Source organism: Micromonospora sp. BQ32 (assembly GCF_059358895.1).
In genome coordinates this window covers 665,980-687,601 of the sequence record NZ_JCADBI010000001.1, presented here as the reverse complement: position 1 = coordinate 687,601, position 21,622 = coordinate 665,980, and the positions used below count along the sequence as shown (strand labels likewise).

Here is a 21,622-nt window from a genome sequence, read left to right as displayed (position 1 = left end):
GGTGTCGACGCCCGCACGCCGCCATGGCAGACGATCACGACGGCGGCGTGCGGGTCCCGGCCCGCCACTCGTTCGCCAGGATCGCGAAGACGAGCTGGTCGGCCCACTCCCCCTTGAACAGGTAACTCTCGACATGGCGGGCCTCCTGACGCATGCCGAGTCGCGCCATCATCCGGGCCGACGCGGCGTTGCGAGCGTGGCACCGGCCGTAGACCCGGTGCAGCCCGACCTCGGTGAAGCCCCAGTCCAGCAACGCGGTGGCGGCCTCCGTGGCCAACCCGCGACCGCCGTGGTCGGGGTGGAAGACGAACCCGAGTTCGGCGGCGCGGTCGGTCTGGCTGCGCCACACCAACTCCACGATCCCAATCACCCCGGCGTCGGTGACCGCGGCCACCGTCAGGCAGTCACCCTCCGCGCGCCACGCGTCCTCGCCCGCCATGGCGAGCACCGACACCCGCGACTGCTCACGGGTACGCGGCTCCGCGCCGAGCATCCAGCGCACGGCGTCGGGTCGGCGCTGAAACGCGTACACGTCGTCGAGGTCGTCGATCGTGACCGGGCGTAGGACGAGCCGTGCGGTCCGGATCGGGTAGGTCGGCTGGAACATCACGCGATCGTAGAGACCCGTGCGGAGCGCTCCGGTGCCGGTCGATCGGCGTCCGGGTGCCGGGGCAGCAGCAGCGGGCTCGCGAGGATCACCAGCCCGGCGACCGTGATCGCCGTGCGGGGGCTGGTGGCCTGCGCGAGCAGCCCACCGAGCGCGCTGAGGGTGGCGATGGCCGCGCTGCTGCCGATCGACCAGGCCGAGAGGGTACGGACGATGCGATCCTTCGGAGTCTGTTGCAGGCGGTAGGTGGCGAGGACCGGGTTGTACAGGCTCATGCTGATGATGATCGCGAACTCGACGGCGATCACCGTGGCGAGACCGACCACGCCGGGTTGGACGACGGCGAGGCCGATCAGCCAGATCGCGCGCAGCGTACCCACGGTGCGGATGATGCGGTGTTGGCCGTAGCGCGCCACGACCCGACGGGCCAGCCGTGACCCGATGAGCCCGCCGACGCAGGGCACGGCGAAGGCGAGTCCGTACTGCCAGGGCGGAAAGCCCAGCTCGCCGAGCAGGAGTACGGCCAGCAGCGGCTCGGTGGCCATGATCAGTCCGCCGACGAGCAACTGGTTGAGGTAGAGCGCCCGCAGGCCGCGGTGGGTGAGCAGGTGCCGCCAGCCGTCGAGCAGCTCACCGGCCCGGAGGCGGGCCGCGCCGGCGCGGCGGGGGTGGTCCTCGTGGCCGCGAATGGCGGTGAGGCCCAGCGCGGAGAGCAGGTAGCTGAGCGCGTCGGCCACGATGGTGACGACCGGCCCGAACAGGCCCACCGCCGTGCCGCCCAACGGCGGCCCGAGCGCGATCGCGCTCCAGGTCGTCGACTCGAACCGCGCGTTCGCCACCAGCAGGTCGTCCGGCCGCACGAGGACCTTGAGGAAGGCGCCGCTGGCCGCGTTGAAGGCGATCTTGGCGGTGGCGACCACGGCCGAGACGACCAGCAACTGCCCGAAGCTGAGCCGACCGAGGGCGTACGCGACGGGGATGGTCAGCAGGACCGCGAACCGGGCCAGGTCCATCGCGATCATCACCTGCCGCTTGCGGTGAAACTCCACCCACGGCCCGAGCGGCAACGCGATCAGCGCGCCCACCGCCGGCCCCAGCGCGGCCAACACGGACACCTGAGCGGGGCTGGCCTGCAACACCAGCACGGCGATCAACGGCAACGCCCCGAACCCCAGCCCCGAGCCGTAGGCGCTGACCGCGTACGACGCCCACAACCACCCGAACCGCCGACCCAGGGATCGCCTCGCCGACAAACTGACACCTCCCGCTGCCGACAACTCGTCGTTGATCGCCGCGATCAAAGCAAGGCCGGTGACCAGGTATCAAACAACCGGACGAGCGGTGCGCCACAACCAGACGTTGTGTCGGTAGGGTTGCCGGGTGAACCTCGACGCCGTCCGCACCTTCGTCGCCGCCGTCGAGGCCGGCCAGTTCCAGGACGCTGCCGCCGCGCTGTCGATCACCCAGCAGGCCGTCTCCAAGCGCATCGCCGCGCTGGAGAAGGACCTCGGGGTCCGGCTGTTCACCCGTACGGCTCGCGGCACCCACCTCACCATCGACGGTCAGACCTTCCTGCCGCACGCCCGTGAACTGCTCCGGGTTGAGGCGCGCGCCGACGCCTCCGTACGCCCCGGCCGACGGGCACTGCGCGTGGACGTGCACAGCCGACGGATCGCACCCGCGGTGCTGTTGCAGGACTTCCACCGCGCGCATCCCCGCATCGAACTGGACGTCGTCACCCTCGACGCCGACCTGCACGCCGCGACGGCCGCCGTCGAGGCGGGGACGGTCGACGCCACCTTCCACGCCGTCACCGTCGCCGCGCGCCACCTGCCTGCCGCGATCAGGACCACGCGCGTGATCGACGAGCACCACGAACTGCTCGTCGGCCCCCGCCACGCCCTGGCCGACGCCCGCACCGTCACGCCCGCACAACTCGCCGAGCACCGCATCTGGATGCCCGGCATGGCCCCCGGCACCGAGTGGGCCGACTACTACGACGAACTCGCCGCCGCGTTCGGCCTCACCATCGACCTGGTCGGGCCGGTCTTCGGCAACGAGGCGCTGCTGGCCGAGATCGCCGACTCCGCGGAGTTGGCGACCCTCGCAGGCGTTCGCACCCGGTACCTGTGGCCGGACAGCTACGACCTGCGGCGCGTACCGGTGCGCGACCCGGCGCCCATCTATCCCCTGTCACTCATCTGGCGCGACGACAACCCGCATCCCGCGCTGCGCGCACTGCGCGACTACCTCGACTCCCGGCGGACGCAATCGCCCGATCCTGAGGTCTGGCTACCGCCCTGGGCTCAGTAAGTCCTGGCTCTGGGGCTTACGGCTGCGCTGATCGCCTCCACCACTGCGCAGGGTTGAGACGTGCTGGCGTGGAGGAGTAGGTCCGGGAGCGCAACCTGCAGCATGCGCGTTGGCTGGCCCGGCAGGTCGATGTGCTGGTGGGCGGTATACCTCACAGTCATATTCATACCTCTGAGGTATACCGCTCACTACCGCATCCGCCCCGACGGAGACGACCGACGGTCACCGCCGACCGCTGGCTGCGCCCAGAGCCCCAGCCAAGTCGGGACTCACTCGTCCAGGCACCTGCCGTTCGTCGTGGTGCCGACACCGTCCTGCTGACGGCGGCAGCCACGACACGCACCACATCCGTCTCCGGCGGCGAGGCGCGCGGAGCAGGGAAGGTGTCGTACTCCGGAACGCCGTACCGGCGTAGCTCATGGTGGAGTCGGACGACGTCACTGATGCGCTGTGTTGACACGCGTTCATCCGGCACTACATTTAACGTGTTGGTTAAGTGACTGGAGGCTCTGGTGTCTGGCAGCGATCACCTCAGTGCGGTGTTCTCGGCGCTCGCCGACCCGACTCGACGGGCGATCCTCGCCGAGCTGGCCGATCGCGACGCCACCGTCACCGAGCTCACCGCTCCGCTGCCGATCTCGATGCCGGCGGTGTCGCGGCACCTGAAGGCGCTTGAGCGCGCTGGGCTCATCTCACGCACCCGGTCGGGGAAGTTGCGGATGAGTCGCATCGAAGCCGCCCCGCTGCGCGAAGCGGCCGAGTGGATCGAGCGCTACCGGCGGTTCTGGGACACGTCCCTCACCCGCCTCGACGCCCATCTCGCGGCCGTGCAGGCCGCCGGTCGCGCAACGGCCCGAACGGCTCACGGCCCGGCGACTTCCGACAGGGAATCCCCGAACAGGGCACACGAGAAGGAGAATTGATGGACAGCGACAAGCCGCCAATCGTCATCTCACGCGTGGTGGACGCGCCACGGGAACTGGTCTACCGCGCTTTCACCGACCCGGACCACCTGGCGGCATGGTGGGGGCCGATTGGCAACTCACTGCCCCGCGAGGAGATGGAATTCGACGTCCGCCCTGGCGGCTACCAGCGGTGGACCGAGGTCTTCCCGACCCAACCCGGTCTTCGAGTCGAGGTCCACATCGACCTCACCGACGTCGTCGACGGCGAACTGCTCGACGGCGTCGCGCACGTCACCGGGCGGCTGCCGGACGGAATCGAGCCGCACGAAACAAGAATGCGGGTCGAGTTCCACGACGAGGCCGATGGACGGACGAGACTCGAGATCCGTCAGTGGCTCCCCGAGCAGCTGGCCGCTCCCGCCGACCAGGGTTGGAACGAGGCATTCTCCAAGCTGGACACGGCGCTGAGGAATGCCCACCCCGTCGCAGTCGACGTCGAGGTGTAGCGCCATGGCCAAGCTGATCTATGTGACCAACGTGTCCCTCGACGGTTACATCGAGGACGAACACGGCAGATTCGACTGGACCCCACCCGACGACGAGTACCTCCGGTTCATCACCGACCTGGTTCGGCCCATGGGCACCTACCTCTACGGCCGGCGCCTGTACGAGTCGATGGCCGTCTGGGAGACCGAACCCGCCCTGGCCGCGCAGTCGAAGCTCACCGCCGACTTCGCCGATGTCTGGCAGACAGCGGACAAGATTGTCTACTCCACCACGTTGGACGCGACATCGACCGCCAGGACCCGACTCGAAAGAGACTTCGACCCCGCCTCGGTACGCGCCCTGAAAGCCTCGGCCACCAGTGACCTCACCATCGGCGGCGCGCACCTCGCGGCGCAGGCGTTCCGGGCCGGACTGGTCGACGAGTGCCACCTGCTGATCCACCCCATCCTCACCGGCGGAGGCAAGCCCGGGCTGCCCAGCGGTACCCGCGTCGGCCTGGAGCTACTGAGCAGTCGCCGGCTCAGTAGCGGTGTGGCGTCCCTGCACTACCGCACTCGCACCTGAGACGGTCGTCGGCGTCACCGACCCGGACATGTGTCGGTGACGTCGACTGGACCGCCGAGCGACCAATCACCGAGCAGGCACGCCGGCGTGTCAGGCGTCGTTCGACGACGCCGCGTGCCGTGGGTACGGTGACACCGTGCTCTCGGCCGTGAAGGGTCTGTCCCGGTACCACACCGAGGAGTCGCTGCGCGCCTACCTGCTGGAGCGCTCACACCGCACCGACAACGGCTGCCTGATTGTCGAAGGTTACGGACGGCGACGCGGGGTGCACCAGAAGGTCGCCGGTCGCGCATGGGCGCACATCGCCGCGTACGTCGTCCTCGTCGGCGGGTACGACCCCGCCCTCGACGTCGACCAGACCTGCGGCGTCGCCGACTGTATCGAGCCGACACATCTGCGCCAGCTCAGCCGGGCCGAGGCATGCCGCAGCCGAATCCAGCCGGCACAGTGCCGCAACGGTCACGACCGTGAGCTCGACCCGGCGACCGGCCGGTACCGTCGGGTCTGTCGTACGTGCAACCGGGAGGCTCAGCGCCGGTGGCGTGAACGCGAGGCCGCCGAGGTAGCCCAGGCCCGCGCAGCATACGGCCGCTCGTAGTCACTTCGTGCGTGCAGTGCGGCCGGCGCCACGGACTGTTCGGCCGGATCCGTCGCCTGATCCGGGGCTGTCGATCCCTCTACAACAGACCTAGGCTCCCCGCATGACGGACGCATTGAACGAATTGGTGCTGCTGGACGAGGACGAGCTGTTCGGGATGCTGGGCAAGGCGACCGGCCCGAAGGACTTCGGCCTCAACGACATGCAGGCGTACGTACGGCTGGGCCGCGCCTGGTTCCAGCAGAACACGCGGCAGTTGCAGGACAGGATCTGCTCCAGCAACGGCGTGCGAGTCTTCGTCGACGGCGGTGCCGAGCACAACGCGGTCGTGGAGGCCGCAGCGGTCGCCGACGCGGTGGCCGGGATGCTCGACCAGGAGACGATCTACCTGTTCGCCGTGCTGGTGACGCGCCTGGGGCTGTCGGCTTACTGCAGCTCACACCCATGATCGAGCCCGAGCGGTCCGCCGCGCAGATCCTGGCCGACGAGATGACGCTGCTGGGGAACGAGGACCTGCCGGAGGACCGGCGGGAACAGGTGCTGACGCGCGTCAGGGAGGCGATCGAGCAGGGGTTCACCGCCCGCGACGAGGAGGTCGTCGCGGCCATGCTTGGCGTGGATCACGACAAATGGCCGGAACAGCTCTCCTCGTCGCTGTTCAACGAGGTTCTTTCCGATTTCGAACGGCTCCCGGCGAGCCCTTTGACGGAAAATGCGGACCGGCTTCGTCGCACCCATCTGGCGTTCCTCCCGTCGCGGTCGTGGAGCGCCATGACGGTGCCGGCGGGCGGCTCCTATCTCATCGCCATCGACCGCGAAGTTCTCTCCGCGCTCTATTTCCTCGCCAAGCTGATGATCGTTAGTTGGACGGTCCAGGTCGGGACGGAGGACGCTGATGCGGAACTCCATCGTGCCGGCGCCGAGATACCCACCGAGGTGCTCGCCCGCCTTGCCCGGTGTTATTTCGGCTCGGCGCAGCTGCACGGTTCATTCCAGCTACCCACCGTGGTGTGGAACACGCAGTCGCAACTGATGGTCGCGCTCAGCACGACGCTGCACGCCGAACGATTCCTGATTCACCACGAGGCCCAGCACATCACACTCGGCCATCTCGACCCACGATCGGAAGCGGTTCGGACGTCGACGATGGATGCCGGCGTCGTGCAGGAGATCGAGGCCGACGCCGGCGCCATCGCGGCGACCATGGCCCGCTTCGTCAATCATGAACTTGACGACGACGAGCAGTTCGAGCTGTTGGCGGCCCTCTGCGGGGTGCGGCTGCTGTTCGAGGCACAGGACCTCGTGGAGCGGTCGCACTTCCTGGCCCGGCCGCCTACTCATCCGTCCCCACAGGCTCGTTACCAGGCCCTACGGGACACAGCCCTGAAGGCGTGGGTGCCTGCCGACACACTGCGAGCCGCCGACGACTTGATCAGGACGCTCGTCGAGATCTGCGAGCAGTGCCGGACGACGAAGCCGCGACCCCGGCACCAGGAGTCGCTCCGTGAGGTCCTGCACAGATATCCGCACTTCCCGCCCCGGGACGACGCCGAACACTGGCAGGCGATGGGCGAGGTCGAGGAGACGCTCCGGCGACTCGACCTCGCCATCCCGCAGCACCTGGCGGAACTGAGTCGCGGCGTGGGCGCTCCCTCCTTCGCCGACCAGCTGCACATCGTCCAGCTCTCGGTCGAGACGGAGGTGCGCGACCGTTACGCCGAGCATTTCGACGAGCCCGACGTCATCGCGACCATGGAGCGCTTCGGTGACGACCTGACGGATCCCGATCAACACTGGCGCAGCATGGCCAAGCTGGAGTTCGACGCGGCCTGGGGAGCCCGCATCCTTCCGCGCGTGCTGCTCCCGGCGATCAAGAAGGCGCGCAAGGCGGTCGGTGATCGCAGCGGTCTGTCGTTCGACCAACTCGCGCGATGGGTCCGGTCCTGTGTCCCGGAGGACGCGGTGCTGCCCGGGGTCGCCCTGCTGCGCCGGATACTGCTGGATCCTCGCGCCGAGGACATCATTCACGCCATCCGCATTAGCGACCTCGGCGGCATGGAACACCGGGTCATCAGGGCCGCAGACCGGGGAGGCCCGGCTTCTTTCGTGCCCGACTGGGCATACCAGCCCGGCCCGCTGGCCCGCCGAAGCGGTTCGCTCACCAGCGATCTCGTCCCTGCGGCCGCCGATCTGCTGGAAACCTGGCTGCTGGAGGCGGACGAGGCCCTCTGGCGTTACCCGACGGACATCGGCAGGGCGCTGCCTGAGCTGTACGCCCGCGCGCGGACCCGAGCCGTGGCCGGAATCGAGCGGCGTGACGAGACAGGATCCGACATCGTCACGGCGTACCTGCGGGTGATCGCCCTCACCATGCCTCGCCATGCACGTCTCCACGAGGCGATGCGGCAAGACAAAGCGGCGTTCGACCTCATGCACAACGTGCTTGGTGCGTTGAGCGTGCTGGCCGGTCCCGAACGCACCAGGGACCTCGCCCTGCACCTCGCGACGAAGGCGGCGGAGCGCGGCTGGCACACCGAGCTCGGCCGGTTGGCCGACGCCCTCGACGCAATGTCGGTGGATTTCCACCCGCTGGCCGGCGAGCTGCGAGCGCTGGTGGTCCCGGGCGACGACCGGACGGCCGGCTGAGCCAGCCGAGTGAGGCCGGGCTTGAGATGGTTACACCATCCTCATGCGTTACGCACAAGAACTGTCATTATGATGCATGTGCGGTTCGCACCTTTTGTGGACGTTATTTATTGGATTATCGATAACGGCAATCTAGTAAATGAGCTATGGCCCGATCCCCGGCTTTGGCCCGGGAACGCGGTGGCTTTGCAGCCCCTCACTCGCTGAGGATGTCGGGCATGACAGACCAGAGCGCGAACGCGGTGAGCGAGCAGGAGGAGGTGCTGCACGGGGGCCACATGGGGGGCGCGACACGTGTCGGTGCCACTGTCCGGCGCGGCGCCGGGGCCTGGAGCCCCACGATCCAACGCCTGCTGGGACATCTTCGTGAGCGCGGCCTTACCTGGGTCCCGCAGCCGCTCGGGACCGATGAGCACGGACGCGACAGCGTCTCGTGCCTGCCAGGCATCGTGCCGCAGTACCCGTTGCCGGACTGGATCTGGAGTGAGAGCGTCCTCACCCAGGCAGGTGTCCACCTCGCACAACTGCACCACGCCACCGCGAGCTTCGACACCGTCGACGGAGTTTGGCAGTTCCCGGTGCGGCAGCCAGCTGAGGTCATCTGTCACAACGACTTCGCGCCGTACAACATGGTCTTCACCGACCGGCGGCTCACCGGAGTCATCGACTGGGACACGGCCTGGCCCGGTCCCCGGTCGTGGGATCTGGCCTACCTTGCCTATCGGCTGGTGCCGCTGGCCGATCCCAACAACGGCGACGCTATCGACAGTGACCTGGGCGAGCGGGCACGTCGGCTGCGCATGCTCTGCAATGCCTACGGCTCGGAGCAAGAGCCTGCTCGCATCCTCCAGGTCGCGGTCCATCGACTACACGACCTCGCCGCCTTCACCGAGGCCCGGGCTGATCGAGGGCAGGAGGACATTCGCGGTCACGTCGGGCTCTACCGACGCGACGCGCGGTGGATCACCGCGCATGCCGATCATTTGGGCCGGGATGTCGCCTAGGCCACTAGTGCCCCCATTGGTCCCGCACGACGTGCGTTGCCCCTCCATCGTCGAGGTACGGCTGCGGGCGGCGAAGTGCGACTGGGTTTAGGTGTTGGCGGGGGTGGCTTCGGGGACGGGCTGGAAAAGTTCGATGAGGTTGCCGGCGGGGTCGGCGAGCAGGATCTGACGGCCGCCGGGCCCGGAGACCAGTTCGCTGCGGAACGCCAGGCCCGCGTCGCGGAGCCGGTCGATCTCGGTGTCCAGGTCGTCGACGATGAGGTGGATGCGGTTGCGGCCGGGGCTGGTGGCGTCGTTCGGGGTGGCGCGGGCACCGGAGCTGGCGGGTCCGGACAGCAACAGTCGTAACGGGCCGCGGACCACGTCGGCGAAGGCGGGGGCCGCGCTGGTCTTGAGGTGAAAACCGAGGTGGGCGGTGTAGAAGTCGACGGCGGCGTGAACATCGTCGACGAGGTAGCGGACGCTGACGTATTGCTCAGGTGCGCTCACGGTTTGGTCTCCTGAGGATCGGTGGCGAGGACGGGCAGCAGATGCCGCACCCGGGTGTCGATGTCGGCAGCAACCTGCAAGAAGGCGGGGTAGTCGTCGCGGGTGCCGGCTGCGGCGGGGTCGGGGATGCTCCAGTGCAGCTGACCGGCCGGGTTACCGAAGTCGGGACAGACTTCTCGGGCCTTGTCGCACAGGGTGATCACGTAGTTGAAGCGGCGGCCGGTGAGCGTGTCCAGGTGCCGCGGGTGCCGGCTCGCGACGTCGACGCCGAACTGGTCGCGCAGAGCCCGCACGGCATGGGGGTGTAGTTGCGCTCGCGGGCGGGTTCCTGCACTGGTCACCTGCACGTTCCCGGTGGCGTGGCGTCGGAGCTGGGCTTCGGCGATGGGGGAACGCGCACTGTTGCCCGTGCACACGAACAGCACCGTTCTCGGCGGGTGGGCCGGCGGGGCCGGTGGAGTCCGGCCCGACTGCAGGGCGGGGTGCAGAGCGGCGCCGGTGCCTGCCAGCGCATGGGCGCAGTTGTCGAGGTCGAGGTGGTAGTAGCTGTCACGACCGTCGAAGCTGCTGCGGGTGGCGGTGACCAGGCCGCCGTCGCGCAGCAGCCGTAGGTGGTAGGAGACAAGGTTCTGCGGCTGGGCCAGGAGGCTCACCAGTTCGCGGACCCGCAGGTCACTGCGGGCGAGTGCGGTCAGCAGTTGCCAGCGCAGCGGGTGTGCGGCCAGCCGGACGAACGGCGGCGCGGTGTGACTCGCTGGCACCATGACCACGAAGATACATCAAACCTTCTTGATTGGTTTGAGGCGAGCGGAAATGCGGCCACGGTCGAGTTCCCCGACGGTGAGTTGAGCCGCCGGCCCGCTATCAGGAGAGTCGAGACCCATCGTGAGCCGGGCACGAACACATCGCCGGAGCGCAGCCCGGAGCCAGCGATCAAACCAGGCGCGGGTCCGGCGCAGGACGTCGAGTTGGTGGTTGCGTTCCCGGATTGAGTGGCCCTCTCTCGGGTAGATCACGAACTCGTGCTCAACGTCGAAGTGGCGCAGCGCCCGGTGGAGGTACACGGCCTGTCCGAGGGGGACGTTGGTGTCCTCGGCGCCGTGCAGGATGAGCACCGGTGTGCGGATGTGGCTGTCGAAGGAGATCGGGCTGGCCGCGTCATGTGGGTGAGGGCCGATGCGGGACCAACCGGTGCTGCCGCCGTGGCGAGGCATGATGTCCTCATGGACGCGCGCGATCCGCTAGCCATGGCGCGAGCGAGAACGGCTCGCCGCCGCCTCAGCCCCGCGTCTCCCGCAGCCGGGGCAAGTAGGTGTCAGAGCAGTGTGACCTGATGTTCTCCGTGGAGGAACGCCATCTGATCCAGCGGCGGCTGCTGCACTTGGCGGAACACGATCCCGCTGTCGTCGCCGCCGCGATCATTGGCTCCCACGCCACCGACGATGAGGATCGCTGGTCGGACATCGATCTGGCCTTTGGGGTCAGAGGTCCGCTCGACTCCGTCCTGCGTCGATGGACGCAGCAGCTGTATCAGGACTTCGCGGCGGTCCACCACTGGGATCTGACGTCGGGGTCTGCGATCTACCGGGTGTTCCTTCTGCCTCACTGCCTGGAAGCCGACCTCGCGTTCAGTCCGGAGGCCGATTTCGGGCCGCGAGGCCCGAGTTGGCGACTTGTATTCGGGCGAGCCACACCACCCCAGGCTCCCGCACCGAGCGGCCACGACCACACGGCCGGCCTGGCATGGCACCATGCGCTACACGCACGGATCAGCATCGAACGAGGCAGATACTGGCAAGCGGAGCATTGGATCAGTGCCATGCGCACCCAGACGATCGCGCTCGCTTGCCAGCGCCTGGGCCATCCCACCAGCTACGCCAAAGGCGCCCACCTACTGCCGCCCGACATCACCGGTCCGCTCGAAACGACCCTGGTCCGCTCCATTGACGAGACCGAGTTACGCCGTGCACTCTCGGCCACCGCAACGGCTCTGAGCGCGGAGCTCACTCGCATCGACGCGACCCTGGCCGATCGGCTACACCCGATTCTCACCGAACTCGCCGCGATGGATCGGCCGGCACGAAGCGGCAGTCCACAGGCCGAGTTGCCTCAGAAACACTGAGACTCCGACCTCTTCACGTCCCACGTACGACGGCACCGCAGCCAGCACTGCCTGCGCCCGGGCTGCTACCGAGTTTCCAACGCCGTGTTCATCGACGCCCGAGCCTAGCTCCGCCCGGCGCGGCTGCTCGGTGTGGGGCTGGCTGGTGGCCGCCGTCGATGGGACGCGCTTCGTCGTCCCGCTCCGCACCAGACCACGGCGATGTTGACCGATCCGATGGTCAAGACTTGGGGTGGGCTCCAGGCCCGGGCAACAGATCGATGTCCGTAGCCCGCATGGGCTGTTCGCACTCCGAGCACCGTAGTTCCACGTGACTGATCTTGCCGCAGGCGTGGTGGCGGTAAAGCACCGGCGGGCCGGCCTCGTCCGCCGTCCACCGGTCACCCCATCGCACCATGACAAGCAGCAGATCACATAGCTCCTGCCCCTTGTCGGTGAGCAGGTATTCGTGCCGGACCGGCCGGGCGGAATACTCACGCCGGGCTAGGACGCCCTGTTCGACCAGCCAGTTCAGCCGCTCGGCGAGCACCTTGCGGGACATGCCCAGGCCCCGCTGGAGTTGCTCGAAGCGGTGCGTGCCGGCGTAGATGTCCCGCAAGATCAGCGGAGACCACGGCTCACCGATGACGTCGAGGGTGCGGGCGATCGAGCACGCCATGGCGCCGAATTGCGTTCGCTGCATGACGCCACGATACGCAAGATGGTTCCTTCAAGGAACTGACTCTGTTAGCGTCACGTCAGTCCATCTCCTTAAGGAACGGACTGCTGGTCTATGCCCCCTCCACACGCGTATGGAAGCCGAAAGAGGCCCGCATGAACCAACCGCCGATCGTCCCGACCAGGGACTGGCAAGACGCAGTGAACACCTTGCGAGTCCACGAAAAGGCACTCACCCGCCAACTCGACGCGGTAGCCGCGGCGCGTCGCCGGCTGCCGATGACGCCGGTCGAGCAGGAATACGTGTTCGAGGGCCCGTCCGGGCCTGCCACTCTGACCGACTTGTTCCAAGGCCGCCGCCAGCTCATCGTGTACACCTTCATGTGGCACGGCGTCGACGCCGTCTGCTCCGGTTGCTCGATGTTCACCGACAACGTCGGACATCTGGCCCACCTCAACGCCCGCGACGTCACCCTGGCGTTGACGTCCCATGGCCCACTGGACGACCTGCTGGCGCTGCGGCGGCGAATGGGTTGGGCCCTGCCCTGGTACTCGTCGCTGAACAACAGCTTCAACGCCGACATGGGAACCGGCGACGGATTCGCGCTGAACGTCTTCCTCCGGGCCGAGGACCGGATCTTCCGCACCTACACCACCACCGCCCGGGGCGTGGAGCGGCTCGGCAGTAACTGGGCCTTCCTCGACCTGACGCCATATGGCCGACAGGAGAGCTGGGAGGACTCGCCGGCAGGCTGGCCGCAGACCCAGCCCTACCAGTGGTGGCGGCTGCACGACGAGTACGACGCGACTAAGGATCCGTCATGACAGTCGGCACGCCGGTCGCTGAGCTCCTCTTCCGGCAGGAAGATGCAACACCCTTCAACACCGACGTGGCGACACTCAAGCGTTGGAGCCAGGCACTGGCCTGTCTGGAGTCGGCGCACAAGTGTTGGCTGTCCACGGTGGGACCGGATGGCCGTCCGCATGCCGCGCCGGTGATGTTGGTGCTGGTGGATGGGGTGCCGTGCATTGCGAGTCGCCCGAACTCCCGCAAGGGCCGAAATCTGGCCCGCAACCCCCGCGCTGTCATCACCGTGAGCAGCGAGGACCTCGACCTGGTGGTAAGCGGCGAAGCTCACCAGGTGTCGGGCGGCACCGCGCTGCGCCGGGTGGCCGCCGCCTTCGCAACAAAGTACGGCTGGACGTTCGCCATCAGGGACGGCCGAGTCCATGACGAGAGTCTGCCGGGATCGCCCGAGTATGCCTTTTACGACGTCTCCCCCGTCCGGGCTTTCGGCTACGGGCCGGACGGGCTGACCGCGACCCGTTGGCGGTTCAACCGCACCTGAGTGACCGGGCTCGGGGCGACGCCCCGAGCCCGTCCGCCGCTGGTTGCTCTGGGCCGCACTCCTCAACCTTGACGTCGAGGCCGCCGGCCTGAGATCAGTGGGCGGGCTCGCCGAACCAGCGGGAGAGGTGGTCGTCCAGATCCTGCTGGTCGTCGCCGATCCAGGCGACGTGGCCGTCCGGCCGCACCAGGACGCCCGGAGCGTCCAGTGCCGCAGTGGGATCCGCGAGGTGGTCGACCCGGTCTGACCAGCCGCCGACGGTCAGGCGTTCGGTGCGGTCCAGCAGCAGGCCGCGGCCGCGGTGCAGCAGACCGTAGAGGTGGCCCTGTTTCACGTCGATGTCGGGCAGGCGGCGACCGAGCAGGTCGGGGCCCGCGCCGAAGTCGTAGCGGATGCCGATGGCGGTGATCTTCTCGAGCAGGTGGAGGTTCACCTCGTCGAAGTCCATCAGCTCGGTGAGTAGCCTCCGTACGGCCTGTGGGCCCGGTTCGGTGGACAGCAACTCCGTCTGGGCTCGGGTGTTGTCCAGCACCGCCTCGGCGACCGGACGACGTTCGGCCTGGTAGCTGTCGAGCAGGGTTTCCGGCGCCCAGCCCCGGATGTGCGCGGCCAGTTTCCAGCCGAGGTTGACTGCGTCCTGAACACCCAGGTTGAGGCCCTGCCCGCCGATGGGCGGATGGATGTGCGCCGCGTCGCCGGCCAGCAGCACCCGCCCGACCCGATAACGGTCGGCCAGCCGGGTGGCATCGCCGAAGCGGGACAACCAGCGCGGCGAGTGCACGCCGAAGTCGGTCCCGGCGATGGCGCGCAACTGGTGTTTGAAGTCGTCGAGGGTGGGCGGTTCGGCGCGGTCGCTGACCCCGGCGGCGGGCACCAGGACGCTGTAGACCCCGACGCCCGCGGGCCGGAGCCAGAATCGCTGCTGGGTCTCGCGGATCTCGGCCACCGCGACGGCGACCTCCTCCTGCGGGACGCCCACTTCCATCTCGCCCATCAGGCTCTCGGTCCGTGCGGGCTCGCCGGGAAAGCCGACGCCGAGCAGTTTGCGCACCGTGCTGCGCCCGCCGTCACAGCCGACGAGGTAGCGCGACCGCAGTCGCTCCCCGTCGGTCAGCTTGACGGTCACACCCTCGTCGTCCTGCTCGAACCCGGCGACCGCGCAACCGCGCCGGACCTGCGCGCCCAGTTCGATGGCGTGCTCTTCGAGCAGACGTTCGATGACCGGCTGCGGGATACCCAGCAGATAGGCGTACCGGGAGTCCAGGCCCGTGGGCGCGGGTTTGGCGATGGCGGCGAAGTAGGCGCTGGCCGGACGCTGCCGCCCGTGCGGGAGGATGCGTTCCAGCAGCCCGCGCATCGCCATCAGTTCGAGACTGCGGATGTGCAGGCCGACGACGCGGACGGCCGACACCGGCTGGGTCTCCTTCTCCAGAACGAGTACCCGTACGTCGTGCAGCCGCAGCTCGGCGGCGAGCATCGCACCGGTCGGCCCGCACCCGGCGATGATCACGTCGTACGTGCGGGGCGCGTGGTCGGTGGTGGCGGCCGACGATGGTGAAAGGCCGCGGATGTCGCCCACGGCGGAGGCCGGATCGGTCGACGACGGCTCGGCGGTGAATTGCGCAGGGTGCATGGGTGTTGCCTCTCGGGAGTGCCGTGTTGGCAGGGCGCTCCCGGCGACACCTATGTCAATCGCCCGACCGTGACGGCAAGGGGGAGCACCCACATCGCTACAACGTTCATGGGTCTCACCTCCTCGGGCGGTGTCGCGGTCACCTGCAAACTAGCTCCCGAGCGCGTTGCCGTCGAGTCCTTTCCATCCGCGGCCCCGACGCGCTCGTCGCGAACCGCGCCGCCATCGACGTCGCACACGCCGCAGGAGCCAAACGAATCCTGTACACCAGCCACCAGGCCGCCTCCCGGGACTCGCTCTGCGCCGCCCGACCTCCGCCCGCTCGGTGCTCGAGGCCATCGTCGCCCAGCGGTGACGCGCGGGAGAGCCGGTCAGCGCAGCATCGCCCGGGTCATTCGACGGGTGGCGACGGACATCGCGATCGAGCCGAACGCGAGCAGGTAGGCCACCGGGATCAGCAGGTCCCAGCCGAAGCGGCCCAACGCGGGCTCGCGGACCAGTTCGATGCTGTGGTAGAGCGGCAGCGCCTGGACCAGGGGCCGCACCGCCTCCGGATAGACCGACAGGGGATAGAACGTCGTCGCGAACAGGTACATCGGCAGCATGAAGAGTTGGATGTACTGGAAGTCGGGGAAGTCGCGCAGGTACGTCGTGACGGCCAGGCCGCCGGCGGCGAACGCGTACGAGATCAGCAGCGACGCCGGTAGGGCCAGCAGCACCCAGGCCGACGTGACCAGCCCACCAACGGCCATGAGGGTGAGGAATCCGATCGACGTCAGCAGCCCGTTGATCATCGCGCTGGTCACCTCGCCGACGGCGATGTCGGTGACCGAGAGCGGTGTCGGCAGGATCGCCTCGTAGGTCTTCTCGATCCTCATCCGGACGAAGACGCCGAAGCTCGTCTGGTTGAATGCCGTGTTCATCGCCGTGGTCGCCAGGATCGCCGGAGCCACGTAGGCGGCGTACGGGACGTCGACGCCGGGGACCGTGCCGACGAGCATCCCGACGCCGACGCCGATCGACAGCAGGTACAGGATCGGTTCGACGAGCGCGTTGAGCAGTGGCGTCACCGACCGGCGGTAGATCATGAAGTTGCGTTCGATGAGCGCCAGGGCCCGGCGTCTCGTCCAGGCGGGTACGGCGACGGTGGTCATGGTGCCTCCCCGAGGCTCTGGGCGTGGGCCGTCACGGGTGCAGCCGTCGCCGGTAGGTGACCCGGGCGACCAGGAAGCCGCCGATCGCGAGTGCCAGCAGGTAGCCGATGTGGACCGAGCTGCCGGTGATCGTCGCTGTGCCGAGGCTGAGCGTGCGGCACAGCTCCACCCCGTGCCACAGCGGCAGCAGGTAGGACACCGGTTGGATCCACTCGGGTAGCTGTGAGACCGCGAAGAACGTGCCGGAGAACATGTACAGCGGCATGATGGCGAAGCGGAACACCGTGTCGATGTGGCGCAGCTTGCGTACGCCGACGGCCCACGCGGCGGCGGGCGCGGCGAACGCGACCCCGGTCAGCGTCGCGCCGAGCAGGGCGCCGAGGGCCCACCATCCCCCGATCAACCCGAACGCGGCCATCACCAGGATGAAGGCGCCGCTGGCGATGAGTACCCGGAAGGTGATGTAGAGCAGGTGCCCGGCGGCGAGCTGTTCCGGCCTCAGCGGTGTCGGTGTGGCGCTGCGGTACGCCCCGAAGCCCGCGGCCCGGGCGACGCCCGCGGACCCTTCCAGGAACGCGTTCTGCATAGCGGCGGCGGCCAGCATGCCCGGGGCGAAGAACGCCGCGTAGGAGACGCCGGCGATCTGGGCGGGCGCGTTGTCGTCGACGAGGGCGCCCAGCCCGGCGCCGATGCCGATGAGGAACAGCAACGGGTTCAGCACGTTGATCACGATCGAGCCCCGCCAGGTACGCCGGTAGAGCGTGACCCAGTATCGGAAGACGCGAAACACCAGTGGTCTCCCCTGCTACTCGATGAGCGATCGGCCGGTGAGCTTGAGGAACACGTCCTCCAACGTGGCGCGGCGGACCAGGGCGGTGAGCGGCGTGAGCGACATGGCGTGCACCGTGGCGAGGGCGGCCTCGCCATCGGCGGTGTAGACGAGCACCCGGTCGGGGAGCAGTTCGACGCGGCCGTCGGCGTCGTTGCCGCCGGTGGCCAGCACCGACGTCCGCAGTTTCTCCGCCGCGGTGTCCCGTTCGTCGAGGCGGAAGCGCAGTTCGAGAACCTCGCGGGTGGCGTACCTGGTGATCAGCTCCTGGGGTGAGCCCTGCGCGACGATCCGGCCGTGGTCGACCACGATGAGCCGGTCGCAGAGCTGCTCGGCCTCGTCCATGTAGTGCGTGGTGAGGATCAGCGTGACGCCCTCCTGTTTGAGCTGGAAGAGCCGGTCCCACAGGATGTGTCGGGCCTGCGGGTCGAGGCCGGTGGTCGGCTCGTCGAGCAGCAGGATGTCCGGTTCGTTAATCAGGGAGCGGGCGATGGTCAGCCGGCGACGCATGCCGCCGGAGAGCGTCTCGACCTGGTCGCCGGCCTTCTCCTGAAGCTGGGCGAAGTCGAGCAGCCGGGTCGCGCGGTCCCGGATGACGGCCCGCGGCAGGCCGAAGTACCGCCCGTAGATGTGCAGGTTCTCCCGAACGGTGAGCTCGTTGTCCAGGTAGTCGTCCTGGGTGACGACGCCCAGCCGGGCGCGGATCTCGGGCCCGTGTGTCATCGGGTCCATGCCCAGCACGCGCAGCCTGCCGCCGCTGATCGGCGACGTGGCGGCGATCATCCGCATGGTGGTGGACTTGCCGGCCCCGTTGGGCCCGAGCAGCCCGAAGGACTCCCCCCGTTCCAGCGCGAAGTCGATGCCGTCGACTGCCCGGAACTCCGCTGTGGAGCCGCGTGGCGGATAGATCTTGGTCAGACCTCGCGCCGCGACGAGGGGATGATCGTTCACTATCGCAGCCTATGAAATCAGACAGCAGACTGCAAGATCTTTGCAGAAGCATGGAATTTCTGGACGCCATAGCGGACTCCGCCACAGCTGATCAGCGGCTATCCGTAGATTGTCTTCTTGACGAGTGGTTGCCATGTAGCTAAGTTTCAGCCACCCGGACTGAGAGGCGTCTATGCAGACCCGACTCGTTACCGCGACCACCCTGGTGACCACATTGGTCGCCGCCCTCGCCCCCATCTCCGCCCAGGCATCGACCCCGGCGCTCCCCTCGGCCGCCGAGCATGGCTGGGTCACGTCGACGCTGCGACACATGAGCCTGGAGCAGAAGGTCGGACAGCTCTTCGCCACCTACGTCTACGGCAGTGACGCCACCGAGCCCACGGCTGCGGACCGGGCCGCGAACCTCGCCGCCTTCGGCGTGGAAACGCCCGCAGAAGTCGTCGAGCGGTACCACCTCGGCGGCGTCTGCTACTTCTCGTGGTCGCACAATCTGGACAGTCCCCGCCAGATCGCGACACTCTCCAACGGACTCCAGCGGGCTGCCCTCGGCGACCGGGCAACAGGTCGCGTACCCCTGCTCATCTCCACCGACCAGGAGCAGGGCGCCGTGGTGCGGATGCCCTCTCCCGCCGCCCAATTCCCCGGGTCGATGGCGCTGGGTGCGGGGCGGTCGACCCAGGCCGCCCAGACGGCGGCGGAGGTCACCGGGCGCGAGTTGCGCGCCGTCGGCATCCGCCAGCCGTACGCGCCGATCGCCGACGTCAACGTGAACCCGGCCAATCCGGTGATCGGTGTCCGCTCCTTCGGCGCCGACCCCACCCTGGTGGCCGACCTCACCGCCGCCCAGGTCGCCGGCTTCCAGGACCGGGCTGGGGTGACCGCCGTGGCGAAGCACTTCCCCGGACACGGCGACACGGCCACCGACAGCCACACCGGCCTTCCGGTGATCAACCACAGCCGCGCCGAGTGGGACCGGATCGACGCGCCGCCGTTCCGACGGGCGATCCGGTCCGGCGTCGAATCAATCATGACCGCGCACATCGTGGTTCCGGCACTCGACCCGTCCGGCGACCCCGCGACGTTGTCGCCGACGATCCTCACCGGCGTGCTGCGCGGTGAGCTCGGCTTCCGGGGTGTCATCGTCACCGACGCGCTGAACATGGCTGGCGTGCGCGCGAAGTACGGCGACGAGCGGGTGCCCGTACTGGCGCTCAAGGCCGGCGCCGACCAGCTCCTAATGCCGCCGAACCTCGCGCTGGCACGCGACGCGGTGCTACGGGCCGTCGCCACCGGTGAACTCACCGAGCGCCGAATCGACGAGTCGGTTCGGCGCATCCTCGGTGTGAAGTATCGGCAAGGGCTGGCCCGTTCCCCGGTGGTCGACGTCGAGAGGGCGGTACGGACGGTCGGCGCGCCGGATCATCTCGCCGCCGTCGCCCGGGTCACCGACCCGACGCTCACCGCCGTCCGCAACGACGCCGACGTGCTGCCCCTGCCCCGCGCCGCCCGGTCGGTGCTGGTCACCGGTTGGGACAACGCCGCCTTCGCCCCGGTCGCGGCGGTCACCGCCGGGTTCACCGCCCGCGGTGCCCGCGTCACCGCCCGGCCGGCGACCCTGCCCTCCGACGCGACGATCGCCGCGACGGCGAGCCAGGCCGCCGAGCACGACCTCACCGTCGTGCTGGTGAACAAGGCGTGGGACACCGCCGTCACCGACCCGCGCGCCAGTCAGCAGCGCCTCGTCGCGGCACTGCTGGGCACCGGGAAACCCGTGATCGTCGTGGCTGTCCGCGACCCGTACGACATCGCGTACCTGCCGGGGGTGACCACCTACCTGGCGACCTACTCGTACACCCGGGCGGCGATGGACGCTCTCGTCCGCGCGCTGCACGGCGAGCTGTCGCCGCGCGGGCGGCTGCCCGTCACGATCCCCACGGCCGAGGGGGCGGGCTCCGTGCTCTACCCCTACGGACACGGCCTGAGCTGGTAGGAGGCAACCACATGCAACGCAGGAATTTCCTGGTCGGCGCCGTCGGTGCGGGCGCGTTCGGGGCGGGGACGCTCGGTGTCGGAACGGCGGCGGCCGACTCCGGTGGCCGACGGGTCCGCACCGGACTCGACGAGCTGGTGTCCTCCGGATTCGCCGAACTCGCGGGCCAGCGGGTGGGCGTCGTCTCCAACCCGACCGGCGTCGACGCGGCCTACCGGCACCTCGTCGACCTGATGCACGGCTCAGGTCGGGTACAACTGGTCGCCGCGTTCGGCCCCGAGCACGGCTTCCGCGGTTCCGCGCAGGCCGGAGGCAGCGAGGGCACCGGCGTCGACGCCCGCACCGGCATTCCCGTCTACGACGCGTACGGCGCCAACCTGGCCCGGTGGGAGACCATGTTCACCGAGGCCGCGGTGGACACGGTGGTCTTCGACATCCAGGACGTCGGGGTCCGCTTCTACACCTACATCTGGACGATGTACACCTCGATGGTCGCCGCGGCCCGGGTCGGCAAACGCTACGTCGTGCTGGACCGGCCCAACCCGATCGGCGGGCGCGCGTACGGGCCGATGATGACCAGCCCGTACACCTCGGGAGTGGGCCTGAAGGAGATCATCCAGCAGCACGGGATGACCGTCGGGGAACTGGCCCGCTTCTTCAACGCCACCTTCCTGCCGGCCGAGGCGGGACGGCCGGTCGACCTGCACGTGGTCCGGTGCCGGCACTGGAAACGCGACGCCCTTCCCGCCGACACCGGCGTGCCCTGGGTGATGCCCAGCCCGAACATGCCCACACCGGACACCGCCCTGGTCTATCCCGGCACCGGCCTGTTCGAGGGCGTCGCGTCCATCACCGAGGGGCGCGGCACCTGCCGCCCGTTCGAGCTGATCGGTGGGCTGGCGACCGACTTCGACCATCACTGGGGAGACCGGCTCAATGCCCGCAACCTGCCCGGGGTCGAGTTCCGCGAGGCGTACTTCTCGCCGACCTCGGCCGGGCAGAAGCCGGACCTGCTCAACAAGCTCTGCGCCGGCGTCGAGGTCAAGGTCGTCGACCCGGCGGTGTACGACCCGATCCGCACCGGCGTGGCCATGCTCGTGGAGGCGCACCGGTACCCGGCGTTCGCCTGGCGGCGCGACTCGTGGGACGCCGTGCGCCCGTACTGGATCGACAAGCTCACCGGGTCGCCACGACTGCGTACCCAGATCGACGCCGGAGCTGACGTGGACGACGTCGTCGGCGCCTGGGCCGAGGAGCTGGCCACCTTCAACCGGCGCCGCCGGCCCTACCTGCTCTACTGAGGA

Annotated in this window: 22 protein-coding genes and 1 pseudogene; 13 read left to right on the top strand and 10 right to left on the bottom strand. The window is 68.8% G+C overall.

Annotated elements, in window-relative coordinates; all coding sequences use genetic code 11:
• Positions 1–34 precede the first annotated feature (34 nt).
• Both AC5L30_RS03000 and AC5L30_RS02995 read right to left on the bottom strand, forming a co-directional pair.
• Positions 35–607: a GNAT family N-acetyltransferase gene (locus AC5L30_RS03000; RefSeq protein WP_494865152.1), complete on the bottom strand. Its 573-nt coding sequence runs from the start codon at positions 605–607 to the stop codon at positions 35–37.
• A complete protein-coding gene (locus AC5L30_RS02995) occupies positions 607–1,860 on the bottom strand; it encodes an MFS transporter (RefSeq protein ID WP_494865151.1) in 1,254 nt (417 codons plus the stop codon). Before AC5L30_RS02995 ends, AC5L30_RS03000 begins: the two co-directional genes overlap by 1 nt.
• A 127-nt stretch (positions 1,861–1,987) precedes the next feature.
• Here AC5L30_RS02995 and AC5L30_RS02990 point away from each other — a divergent pair, with 127 nt between their 5' ends.
• The 8 genes from AC5L30_RS02990 (at position 1,988) to AC5L30_RS02955 (ending at position 9,144) form a co-directional block, all read left to right on the top strand.
• Positions 1,988–2,920, top strand: a complete 933-nt coding sequence (locus tag AC5L30_RS02990; protein ID WP_494865149.1) for a LysR family transcriptional regulator — start codon at positions 1,988–1,990, stop codon at positions 2,918–2,920.
• Between the two features lie 512 nt (positions 2,921–3,432).
• Positions 3,433–3,843, top strand: a complete 411-nt coding sequence (locus AC5L30_RS02985; RefSeq protein ID WP_494865147.1) for an ArsR/SmtB family transcription factor — start codon at positions 3,433–3,435, stop codon at positions 3,841–3,843.
• The gene (locus tag AC5L30_RS02980; protein WP_494865145.1) at positions 3,843–4,331 is read left to right on the top strand and encodes an SRPBCC family protein; all 489 of its coding nucleotides are present in this window, start codon (positions 3,843–3,845) and stop codon (positions 4,329–4,331) included. The genes AC5L30_RS02985 and AC5L30_RS02980 overlap by 1 nt, the downstream gene beginning before the upstream one ends.
• Positions 4,332–4,335: 4 nt before the next feature.
• On the top strand, positions 4,336–4,896 hold the full coding sequence (locus AC5L30_RS02975) for a dihydrofolate reductase family protein (RefSeq protein WP_494865143.1): 561 nt from the start codon (positions 4,336–4,338) through the stop codon (positions 4,894–4,896).
• 136 nt (positions 4,897–5,032) lie between these two features.
• Positions 5,033–5,494, top strand: coding sequence for an HNH endonuclease (locus AC5L30_RS02970; RefSeq protein ID WP_494865141.1), 462 nt, complete (start codon positions 5,033–5,035; stop codon positions 5,492–5,494).
• Between the two features lie 103 nt (positions 5,495–5,597).
• Complete coding sequence (locus tag AC5L30_RS02965; RefSeq protein WP_494865140.1) at positions 5,598–5,942, top strand: hypothetical protein; 345 nt, start codon at positions 5,598–5,600, stop codon at positions 5,940–5,942.
• The gene (locus AC5L30_RS02960; RefSeq protein ID WP_494865138.1) at positions 5,939–8,140 is read left to right on the top strand and encodes a hypothetical protein; all 2,202 of its coding nucleotides are present in this window, start codon (positions 5,939–5,941) and stop codon (positions 8,138–8,140) included. The genes AC5L30_RS02965 and AC5L30_RS02960 overlap by 4 nt, the downstream gene beginning before the upstream one ends.
• 242 nt (positions 8,141–8,382) lie before the next feature.
• Positions 8,383–9,144, top strand: coding sequence for a phosphotransferase (locus tag AC5L30_RS02955; protein ID WP_494865136.1), 762 nt, complete (start codon positions 8,383–8,385; stop codon positions 9,142–9,144).
• An 87-nt stretch (positions 9,145–9,231) separates the two neighbouring features.
• Here AC5L30_RS02955 and AC5L30_RS02950 read toward each other — a convergent pair whose 3' ends face one another.
• From AC5L30_RS02950 to AC5L30_RS02940, 3 genes and pseudogenes are all read right to left on the bottom strand, one after another.
• Entirely contained in the window at positions 9,232–9,633 is a 402-nt protein-coding gene (locus AC5L30_RS02950; protein ID WP_494865135.1) for a VOC family protein, read from the bottom strand.
• Positions 9,630–10,397: an arsenate reductase/protein-tyrosine-phosphatase family protein gene (locus tag AC5L30_RS02945; RefSeq protein ID WP_494865134.1), complete on the bottom strand. Its 768-nt coding sequence runs from the start codon at positions 10,395–10,397 to the stop codon at positions 9,630–9,632. Before AC5L30_RS02945 ends, AC5L30_RS02950 begins: the two co-directional genes overlap by 4 nt.
• A 159-nt stretch (positions 10,398–10,556) precedes the next feature.
• Positions 10,557–10,835: pseudogene (locus tag AC5L30_RS02940) on the bottom strand (alpha/beta hydrolase family protein); the annotation flags it as partial.
• A gap of 131 nt (positions 10,836–10,966) precedes the next feature.
• Here AC5L30_RS02940 and AC5L30_RS02935 point away from each other — a divergent pair.
• Positions 10,967–11,755 carry a nucleotidyltransferase domain-containing protein gene (locus AC5L30_RS02935; protein ID WP_494865132.1) on the top strand — a complete coding sequence of 263 codons (789 nt, stop codon included), beginning with the start codon at positions 10,967–10,969 and terminating at the stop codon, positions 11,753–11,755.
• Positions 11,756–11,975: 220 nt separating this feature from the next.
• Here the strand turns inward: AC5L30_RS02935 and AC5L30_RS02930 are convergent, their stop codons facing one another.
• Entirely contained in the window at positions 11,976–12,437 is a 462-nt protein-coding gene (locus AC5L30_RS02930) for a winged helix-turn-helix transcriptional regulator (protein WP_494865131.1), read from the bottom strand.
• 131 nt (positions 12,438–12,568) lie between these two features.
• On the opposite strand from AC5L30_RS02930, the gene AC5L30_RS02925 reads away from it, so the two are divergent.
• Both AC5L30_RS02925 and AC5L30_RS02920 read left to right on the top strand, forming a co-directional pair.
• Positions 12,569–13,237 (top strand): DUF899 domain-containing protein, encoded by a 669-nt coding sequence (locus tag AC5L30_RS02925; RefSeq protein ID WP_494865129.1) that lies wholly within the window; start codon positions 12,569–12,571, stop codon positions 13,235–13,237.
• Complete coding sequence (locus AC5L30_RS02920; RefSeq protein ID WP_494865127.1) at positions 13,234–13,761, top strand: pyridoxamine 5'-phosphate oxidase family protein; 528 nt, start codon at positions 13,234–13,236, stop codon at positions 13,759–13,761. Before AC5L30_RS02925 ends, AC5L30_RS02920 begins: the two co-directional genes overlap by 4 nt.
• Before the next feature lie 94 nt (positions 13,762–13,855).
• Here AC5L30_RS02920 and AC5L30_RS02915 read toward each other — a convergent pair whose 3' ends face one another.
• The 4 genes from AC5L30_RS02915 to AC5L30_RS02900 all read right to left on the bottom strand — a co-directional run bounded on the left by AC5L30_RS02915 (position 13,856) and on the right by AC5L30_RS02900 (position 18,331).
• Entirely contained in the window at positions 13,856–15,238 is a 1,383-nt protein-coding gene (locus AC5L30_RS02915; RefSeq protein ID WP_494865318.1) for an FAD-dependent monooxygenase, read from the bottom strand.
• Positions 15,239–15,765: 527 nt separating this feature from the next.
• Entirely contained in the window at positions 15,766–16,548 is a 783-nt protein-coding gene (locus AC5L30_RS02910; protein WP_494865126.1) for an ABC transporter permease, read from the bottom strand.
• A gap of 31 nt (positions 16,549–16,579) precedes the next feature.
• Positions 16,580–17,338, bottom strand: a complete 759-nt coding sequence (locus AC5L30_RS02905; protein ID WP_494865124.1) for an ABC transporter permease — start codon at positions 17,336–17,338, stop codon at positions 16,580–16,582.
• Positions 17,339–17,353: 15 nt separating this feature from the next.
• The gene (locus AC5L30_RS02900; RefSeq protein ID WP_494865316.1) at positions 17,354–18,331 is read right to left on the bottom strand and encodes an ABC transporter ATP-binding protein; all 978 of its coding nucleotides are present in this window, start codon (positions 18,329–18,331) and stop codon (positions 17,354–17,356) included.
• Between the two features lie 169 nt (positions 18,332–18,500).
• Between AC5L30_RS02900 and AC5L30_RS02895 the strand changes: the two genes are divergently transcribed.
• Positions 18,501–20,318 (top strand): glycoside hydrolase family 3 protein, encoded by a 1,818-nt coding sequence (locus AC5L30_RS02895; protein ID WP_494865123.1) that lies wholly within the window; start codon positions 18,501–18,503, stop codon positions 20,316–20,318.
• 11 nt (positions 20,319–20,329) lie between these two features.
• A complete protein-coding gene (locus tag AC5L30_RS02890) occupies positions 20,330–21,619 on the top strand; it encodes an exo-beta-N-acetylmuramidase NamZ family protein (RefSeq protein ID WP_494865121.1) in 1,290 nt (429 codons plus the stop codon).
• Positions 21,620–21,622: the final 3 nt, after the last annotated feature.

Excerpts from the sequence above, each read along its gene's own strand:
- AC5L30_RS02895 (WP_494865123.1), top strand. The coding sequence starts at position 18,501 with ATGCAGACCCGACTCGTTACCGCGACCACCCTGGTGACCACATTGGTC.
- AC5L30_RS02925 (WP_494865129.1), top strand. The coding sequence starts at position 12,569 with ATGAACCAACCGCCGATCGTCCCGACCAGGGACTGGCAAGACGCAGTG.
- AC5L30_RS02920 (WP_494865127.1), top strand. The coding sequence starts at position 13,234 with ATGACAGTCGGCACGCCGGTCGCTGAGCTCCTCTTCCGGCAGGAAGAT.
- AC5L30_RS02960 (WP_494865138.1), top strand. The coding sequence starts at position 5,939 with ATGATCGAGCCCGAGCGGTCCGCCGCGCAGATCCTGGCCGACGAGATG.
- AC5L30_RS02980 (WP_494865145.1), top strand. The coding sequence starts at position 3,843 with ATGGACAGCGACAAGCCGCCAATCGTCATCTCACGCGTGGTGGACGCG.
- AC5L30_RS02930 (WP_494865131.1), bottom strand. The coding sequence starts at position 12,437 with ATGCAGCGAACGCAATTCGGCGCCATGGCGTGCTCGATCGCCCGCACC.
- AC5L30_RS02935 (WP_494865132.1), top strand. The coding sequence starts at position 10,967 with ATGTTCTCCGTGGAGGAACGCCATCTGATCCAGCGGCGGCTGCTGCAC.
- AC5L30_RS02910 (WP_494865126.1), bottom strand. The coding sequence starts at position 16,548 with ATGACCACCGTCGCCGTACCCGCCTGGACGAGACGCCGGGCCCTGGCG.
- AC5L30_RS02890 (WP_494865121.1), top strand. The coding sequence starts at position 20,330 with ATGCAACGCAGGAATTTCCTGGTCGGCGCCGTCGGTGCGGGCGCGTTC.
- AC5L30_RS02965 (WP_494865140.1), top strand. The coding sequence starts at position 5,598 with ATGACGGACGCATTGAACGAATTGGTGCTGCTGGACGAGGACGAGCTG.
- AC5L30_RS02915 (WP_494865318.1), bottom strand. The coding sequence starts at position 15,238 with ATGCTCGCCGCCGAGCTGCGGCTGCACGACGTACGGGTACTCGTTCTG.
- AC5L30_RS02975 (WP_494865143.1), top strand. The coding sequence starts at position 4,336 with ATGGCCAAGCTGATCTATGTGACCAACGTGTCCCTCGACGGTTACATC.
- AC5L30_RS02945 (WP_494865134.1), bottom strand. The coding sequence starts at position 10,397 with ATGGTGCCAGCGAGTCACACCGCGCCGCCGTTCGTCCGGCTGGCCGCA.
- AC5L30_RS03000 (WP_494865152.1), bottom strand. The coding sequence starts at position 607 with ATGTTCCAGCCGACCTACCCGATCCGGACCGCACGGCTCGTCCTACGC.